The organism is Campylobacter concisus (assembly GCF_902460845.1).
Taxonomy (GTDB): domain Bacteria; phylum Campylobacterota; class Campylobacteria; order Campylobacterales; family Campylobacteraceae; genus Campylobacter_A; species Campylobacter_A concisus_X.
This window is the reverse complement of the sequence record NZ_CABPVS010000001.1, coordinates 307242-314582: the sequence shown is the minus strand read 5'-3', so window position 1 is coordinate 314582 and position 7341 is coordinate 307242. Positions and strand designations below refer to the sequence as shown.

5 protein-coding genes and 1 pseudogene are annotated in these 7341 nt (G+C 37.9%); all 6 read right to left on the bottom strand.

Features of this window, described 5'->3' with window-relative positions; all coding sequences use genetic code 11:
• Window positions 1–353, bottom strand: a pseudogene (locus F3H00_RS01590) (ABC transporter ATP-binding protein); the annotation flags it as partial.
• Window positions 346–1392, bottom strand: a complete 1047-nt coding sequence (locus tag F3H00_RS01585) for a GDP-L-fucose synthase family protein (RefSeq protein ID WP_149703662.1) — start codon at window positions 1390–1392, stop codon at window positions 346–348. The gene F3H00_RS01585 and the pseudogene F3H00_RS01590, both read right to left, overlap by 8 nt.
• Before the next feature lie 3 nt (window positions 1393–1395).
• Complete coding sequence (gene gmd / locus F3H00_RS01580) at window positions 1396–2538, bottom strand: GDP-mannose 4,6-dehydratase (protein WP_149703661.1); 1143 nt, start codon at window positions 2536–2538, stop codon at window positions 1396–1398.
• 3 nt (window positions 2539–2541) lie between these two features.
• Window positions 2542–3912 (bottom strand): mannose-1-phosphate guanylyltransferase/mannose-6-phosphate isomerase, encoded by a 1371-nt coding sequence (locus F3H00_RS01575; protein WP_148800706.1) that lies wholly within the window; start codon window positions 3910–3912, stop codon window positions 2542–2544.
• A 111-nt stretch (window positions 3913–4023) separates the two neighbouring features.
• Window positions 4024–4911, bottom strand: a complete 888-nt coding sequence (locus F3H00_RS01570) for a DNA-binding protein (protein WP_148800708.1) — start codon at window positions 4909–4911, stop codon at window positions 4024–4026.
• 66 nt (window positions 4912–4977) lie between these two features.
• A complete protein-coding gene (metE, locus tag F3H00_RS01565; protein WP_148800710.1) occupies window positions 4978–7251 on the bottom strand; it encodes a 5-methyltetrahydropteroyltriglutamate--homocysteine S-methyltransferase in 2274 nt (757 codons plus the stop codon).
• Window positions 7252–7341 lie beyond the last annotated feature (90 nt).

The following is a 7341-nucleotide window of genomic DNA, read 5'->3' as shown; positions in this document are numbered from 1 at the left end:
TTTTTAAAAAGTCTAAATGCAAAAGAATGAAATCTTCCAAATGCAAATTTATTAAGCAAATAATTATAAAATATCGAGTAAAAAGCTCTAAAAATATAAAAGCCTATTAAAAAAAGACCAAAAAAAATCATAAAACTAGTAGTAGTAGAAAAGTCAAAAAAGTCATAAATTTTTTTTGAATATTCGTTACCAACTATTTTTGATGGATCTGATGCTAAGGTAATAAACGGCATAATAGCAGATATTCCAACGGTTTCAATAACCGACAAAAAAATACTCATAAAAATCAAAATAATAAAATTTTTCTTTTCTTGTCTTGTTGTTATTGCTAATAGCTTTTTTAGATTAGTCATTTAAATACCACTCATAAAGCGTCTTTATTCCATCTTCAAGCTCTACTTTATGCTTCCAACCAAGAGAGTGGAGCTTAGAAGGATCCGTTAGTTTTAGCATCGTTCCATCAGGCCTGCTATCATTAAAATATAGCTCACCTTTAAAGCCAATTATACTTTTAACCAAATTTGCTAGCTCTTTTATCGAGACATCTTTACCTGTACCTATATTTATATGCGTATTTCTTATCTCTTTACTATTTTTATCATAAGTATCTTTAAAGTCTCTATTTTCCAGTAAAAATACACAAGCATCGGCCATATCTTCTGAGTGTAGAAACTCTCGTCTAGGTTTTCCTGTGCCCCAAATTTCTACTCTATCTTTTAAAATGCTAAATTTATCAAGATAAGCCATAGCTTCATTTATATCTCTTGCTTTTAGATCTTTTATCACTTCGTCAAATTTTTCTTCACTTAAAAGTTTTGCTAGGTGTATCTTTCTTATAAGCGCTGGCAATACATGCGAGGTTTCTAGATCAAAGTTGTCGTTTGGACCATATAAATTTGTAGGCATAACAGATATAAAATTTGTGCCGTGCTGCAGATTATAGCTCTCACACATCTTCATGCCGGCTATTTTAGCGATCGCATATGGCTCATTTGTGTATTCAAGTGGAGATGTCAAAAGCACATCTTCGCTCATTGGCTGTGGAGCATCTTTAGGATATATGCAAGTACTTCCCAGAAATAATAGTTTTTTTACCTTACGCAGATAGCTTTGATGGATCACATTATTTTGAATTTGTAAGTTTTCATATATAAAATCAGCCCTATAGGTACTATTTGCCACTATTCCACCAACCTTTGCAGCAGCTAGCACCACGTACTCGGGCTTTTCTTTTTCAAAAAACTCACAAACTGCCTTTTGATCCATAAGATCAAGCTCGCTATGAGTTCTTGTGATTATATTTTTATAGCCCTTTAATTTTAAATTTCTCACTATAGCAGAGCCTACTAGTCCTTTATGTCCTGCTACATAAATTTTGCTATTTTTATCCATTTTTTACTCAAAATAGCTCATTATCTCATATCCGCCATCTTTTAGATAGATATCTTTTGTCATGAGCTTTAAGTCTGATTTCATCATATCATTTACTAGATCTTGAAGGTTAAATTCTCTCTTCCAGCCTAGTTTTTTCTCTGCTTTACTAGGATCCCCAAGTAGCAAATCAACCTCCGTTGGTCTAAAATATCTTGGATCCACACAAACCACAGTTTGACCAACACTTAAATGAGACAAATTTAAATTTAACTCTTTTGCTTTTTCAAAATTTAGTGAGTCCACGACTCCTATCTCATCTACGTCAGCCCCTTCAAATCTCAAATTGATACCAGCATAGGCAAATGCAAATTTTACAAAATCTCTAACCGCTGTTGTTTGGCCAGTTGCTATCACCCAGTCTTCTGGCTCTGGAGCTTGCAGTATCATCCACATCATCTTCACATAGTCTTTTGCATGGCCCCAGTCTCTTTTGGCGTCTAAATTTCCAAGATAAAGCTTGTCTTGAAGTCCAAGAGCTATCTTGCTAGCTGCCCTTGTAATCTTTCTGGTTACAAATGTCTCGCCTCTAACTGGTGATTCGTGATTAAACAATATGCCATTACAAGCAAAAATACCATAAGCCTCTCTATAATTAACCGTTATCCAGTACGCATACATCTTTGCGACCGCATAAGGACTTCTTGGATAAAATGGAGTCGTTTCGCTTTGCGGTGTCTCTTGCACTTTTCCGTAAAGCTCAGAGGTAGATGCCTGATAAATTTTAGTTTTTTTCTCAAGCCCTAGTATCCTTATAGCTTCAAGTAGTCTAAGAGTGCCTGTGCCATCAGCATTTGCGACATATTCTGGTGTCTCAAAGCTTACATGAACGTGGCTCATGGCAGCTAGGTTGTAAATTTCATCTGGCTGTACTTCTTGGATGATCCTTGTTAAATTCATAGAGTCCGTCATATCACCATAATGTAAGAAAAAATTTCTATTATCAACATGCGGATCTTGATAAAGATGGTCTATTCTGTCTGTATTAAAAAGGCTCGTTCGCCTTTTTACACCATGGACTATATAACCTTTTTTTAGTAAAAATTCTGTCAGATACGATCCATCTTGACCAGTTATACCAGTTATTAACGCTACTTTTTTATCCATAAATCACCTTTTAAAATCATCATCTAGGCGAATTATATCATCTTCACCTGTATATTCACCGACCTGAGCTTCTATCAAAACCACAGGAATTTTTCCTTCATTAGACAGCCTATGAACTTCGCCCATTTTTATATAGATAGACTCATTAGGACAAACGAGTCTAGTTGTCTCACCTATCGTAACGGTGGCACTACCTGATAGTACTATCCAGTGCTCATTTCTATGAAAATGCTTTTGCAAAGATAGTCTTTTGCCAGGTTTTACCTCTATTATTTTTATCTTATAACCATCTTGATTTTCAAGAACAGTGTAGTTTCCCCAAGGCCTATTTGTCGTAACATGAGCATTACAAAGATCAGAACTCTCCTCTTTTAAAATTTCCACCACATTTTTTACTTTTTGGCTAGAAGATTTTTTAGATATTAAAAGAGCATCTTTTGTATCAACCACAGTTAGATCATCGACATCTATCAAGGCTATTTTTTTACCACCAGATAGGACTAGATTATTGTGAGAATTTATCTGCACAAGATCGCTATTTATTGTGTTTCCATTGACATCTTTTGGTAGCTGCTCATCCAAACTATCAAAGCTTCCAAGATCACTCCAAGGCGCATCTAGTACTACCATTTTTGCGATATCAGACTTTTCCATTACAGCATAATCTATGCTATTTTGCGGAATATTTTGCATATCGGTAGTGTCTATTTTGATATCAATTTCATCTTTTTTTGCGTTATCAAAAGCTACTTTGCATGCTTCAAGTATCTCAGGAGCAAAAATTTTCATCTGATCCAAGAAAACACCTGCCTTAAAGACAAACATACCTGAATTCCAGTAGAAATTTTGATCTTTTAGAAATTTCACCGCTCTTTCATAGTCTGGCTTTTCATAAAAAGCCTTCACATCACCATTATAGCTCTCTATATATCCAAATCCGGTCTCAGGCGACCTTGGCTTTATGCCAAAAGTAACCAAAAAATTTTGCTCTGCCAGCTCCTTTGCGGCTTTTACGCTTATGTGGTATGCTTTAATCTCTTTTATCAAATGATCCGATGGCGTTACTAAAACAATCTCATTTGGATCAAGTGCGAGGCAAGCTAATGTGATCGCTGGTGCAGTATTTCTACCGACTGGCTCGAGAAGATATTTGAAATTTGTGATATTTAAATTTTCTATCTGATCCATCGCCAAGTAGTAGTGATCGATATTTGTAATAACAAATGTATTGTCACAAATTTCACTATTTCGTAGTGCAGTTAGCTGAAAAAGTGATCTATCGTCAAATAATTTAATAAATTGTTTTGGCATCAAAGTCCTGCTAATAGGCCACAACCTCGTACCAGAACCACCACATAATAATATATTTGTCATAAATTTTATCTACTTTAAAATGAGCTTAAAAATCTTATATAATTAAAGCTAAAAAAGACTAAGAACTTACTAAAACCATATAAAATATAAGTTTTGATAGCTTTTAAACTATCAAAACACCTCTCTTATCTTATGCGTTAGCTCTAGGCTCGCTTCTATCTCAGCTCTTTTTGCCATTACACTTTCAACATTGACGCCGACGTTTATACCAAGCTTTTTGGCAAATTCATAAAGCTCTGCAAAATTTTCAAGGCAAATCTGCGATGCTGTAGCTAAAAGATCATCACTCCCAAGCATCCTTTTCTCGCTCTTTTCATCAATGCTTATGCCAAGCCACTTGATAAACTCTAGCGTTTTTGGCGTGCCACAAGTCGTAAATGTCAAAATAATAGGCAAATTTAGCCCGCTTTTTGCCACGCTTTCTAGTAAATTTTTAGCCAAATTTATATCAAAAACCGCCTGTGAGATAAAAAATTTCGCCCCCATTTTGGCCTTTTGACTCATCCTTTGCTCTTCATCGCCCTTTTTAGCGTGCCTCTCAGCTATGCAAACACCGCCAACTACAAGCTCTTTAAACTCATCTCTAGCGATCTCATAAGCACGCTCTAGGCTCATTTTAGGCTCTACTTTGCCAGAAGCAACGCCGACAAAGACATTTATATCGCTGCTACTTTTGGCTAAATTTGTTCTAAATTCGCTCTCATTATATTTATTTGCGACCCTATAAAATATGCTTGGTGTTTTTAAATTTAGATATTTCGAGTAGTAAATTTCAGGGCTTAATGTATCGCTAAATTCAAAAGTTCGCTCGCTTTTTATACGGCTACTTTCATCTTGGATCTCGTAAAGCACCAAGCCATCAGCCTGCACGTCCGTGATCCTCTTGTCCCATTTTGCAGCGATCTCTTTAAGCTTTGCCTCGTCAAATTCAGCCTTTGGAGGCGTTAGGCCATAAAGCACTATGCCACTTTCATTGTTTATGATCTTATCTTTTAACATTTTCTAACTTTTTTTGAAATTTAAACGGAGTTTAGCGCCTAGGCTTGCTAGACGCTAAAATTTGTATTATAGACCTCTTACGATCTTGACGGCTTCTACCATGTTTTTAAGGCTTGGCTCGACCTCTTCCCATTTTCTAGTTTTTAGGCCGCAGTCAGGGTTGATCCAGAGTTGCTCTTTTGGTAACACCTCAAGCAGAGCTTTGATCTGAGCGACGATCTCCTCGACACTTGGCACGCGTGGGCTGTGGATGTCGTAAACACCAGGTCCAACCTCTTGTTTGTAGCCAACGGCTTTGAAAATTTTAAGTAGCTCGTTGCCACTTCTTGCAGTCTCGATACTGATAACATCAGCGTCCATTGCTTCAATGGTCTTGATGATATCGTTAAATTCAGAGTAGCACATATGTGTGTGGATCTGAGTTTTTGCCTCAGCTGAGCTTACTGAAAGCTTAAAGCAATCAACCGCAAATTTCTCATAAGCTGGGATGTTTTCAGCTCTTAGTGGATAACCCTCTTTAAACGCTGCCTCATCGACTTGTATCACTCTGATGCCCGCATCTTGAAGGTCTGCGATCTCGTCATAGATACAAAGCGCAAGCTGTTTTGCCACCTCGCTTCTTGGAAGATCGTCACGCACGAAGCTCCAGTTTAGCATCGTTACAGGTCCAGTTAGCATGCCCTTCATTACGTGTTTTGTGATGCTTTGAGCGTATTTCATCCACTTAACAGTCATCGGCTCTGGGCGGCTTACGTCACCAAAGAGAAGTGGTGGCTTGACGCAGCGGCTGCCGTAGCTTTGTACCCAGCCATTTTGGCTAAATGCATATCCGCTGATCTGCTCACCAAAGTACTCAACCATGTCGTTTCTCTCTGGTTCGCCGTGTACTAGCACGTCTAGGCCGATATCTTCTTGAAATTTCACGCAGTGATCGATATATTTTTTGATGCCAGCTTCATAAGCAGCCGCGTCGATCTCGCCTTTTTTGAAATTTTGGCGAAGTACGCGAAGGTCAACCGTTTGAGGGAAGCTACCTATCGTTGTTGTAGGTAAGATGCCGTAGTTTAGGGTTTCGCGTTGGATCTTTATGCGATCTTCAAATTTCTCCTCACGCTCAAATTTGCTTAAATTTTTGATGCGGTTTTGAACGCTATCTGAGTGGATGAGCTTTGAAGTAGCACGGGTTTTAACAGCATTTTTGTTCTCTTCATAAATTTTTGTTTCGCTCTCATCAAGCTTCTCACCGTTTGCAAGTTTTGTGATGATCTTGATCTCATCAAGCTTTTCAACCGCAAAGCTTAGCCAGCTTTTGATCTCTGGGTTTAAATTCTCTTCATATTTTAATGTATAAGGCACATGTAGAAGTGAGCACGAAGTGCCGATAAATAGATCTTTACCGCCTATTTTCTCTGAAATTTCAGCTACGAGTTTTACTTTTTCATCGATGTTGCTTTTCCAGATATTTCTGCCGTCGATCACGCCTGCAAATAGTGTCAAATGGCTGTTTTTGATAGTCTCAAGTGCTTCGAGATTTCTCTTGCCGTGGATGAAGTCAAGCGCGATGCCGTAAATTTTAGTTTTAGCCACTTCGCTAACTGCCTTAATCGCATGCTCAAAATATGTCGCAAATACGATCTTAACGTTGTTTACAACGCCTGTTAGCTCGTTATAAACCTTTGTGATAAGTGGCAAAAGTAGCTCTTCGTTTTTGTCTGTTACAAAGATCGGCTCGTCAAACTGCACTAAAATTTCATCATCAAGCTTAGAAATTTGCTCAAGTAGCTTTTTGTACTCGCCTACAAGCGCGTCAAGGTGCTTAAATGGGCAGCTGCCGTCAGTCGTCTTTGAAAGAGCTAAAAATGTGATAGGGCCGATCAAATTTACCTTACCTTTTACGCCGTTAGCTTTCGCCTCTTTGTATTCATTTAAAATTTTGTCCGCTTTTAGGCTAAATTTACTCTCTCTGCTAAGCTCTGGCACGATGTAGTGGTAGTTTGTGTTAAACCATTTTGTCATCTCCATAGCAACGCCGTTTTTGTTGCCTCTTGAGCAAGCAAAATATTGCTCCGATCCGCTTAAATTTGCAAATCTTGGAGGTGTAGCGCCAAAAGCGATGATGTTATCAAGCATTAGGTCGTAAAATGAAAAATCATTAACGCTAATAGCCGAAATGCCGGCGTCTTGTTGGTATTTCCAGTGTCTTTGGCGAAGCGTCTTTGCAGTCTCTTGCAAATTCTCTTCGCTAAAGCCCTCTTTAGCAGCCCAAAAGCCCTCTAATGCGCGCTTCAACTCTCTTTTTTCTCCGATTCTTGGAAAACCTAAAACATAACTTTTTATCATTTTTATCCTTTTTAAATTTAAATTTGCAGACGAAAATTCGCTCTGCGGACTACTATAAATCTGTGCAAAGCACAGCAACCTTGAACGTGC

What these genes read in the sequence shown, in the direction of transcription:
- F3H00_RS01585 (WP_149703662.1), bottom strand. Translation starts at nt 1,392, where the DNA reads ATGGATAAAAATAGCAAAATTTATGTAGCAGGACATAAAGGACTAGTA.
- gmd (WP_149703661.1), bottom strand. Translation starts at nt 2,538, where the DNA reads ATGGATAAAAAAGTAGCGTTAATAACTGGTATAACTGGTCAAGATGGA.
- F3H00_RS01575 (WP_148800706.1), bottom strand. Translation starts at nt 3,912, where the DNA reads ATGACAAATATATTATTATGTGGTGGTTCTGGTACGAGGTTGTGGCCT.
- F3H00_RS01570 (WP_148800708.1), bottom strand. Translation starts at nt 4,911, where the DNA reads ATGTTAAAAGATAAGATCATAAACAATGAAAGTGGCATAGTGCTTTAT.
- metE (WP_148800710.1), bottom strand. Translation starts at nt 7,251, where the DNA reads ATGATAAAAAGTTATGTTTTAGGTTTTCCAAGAATCGGAGAAAAAAGA.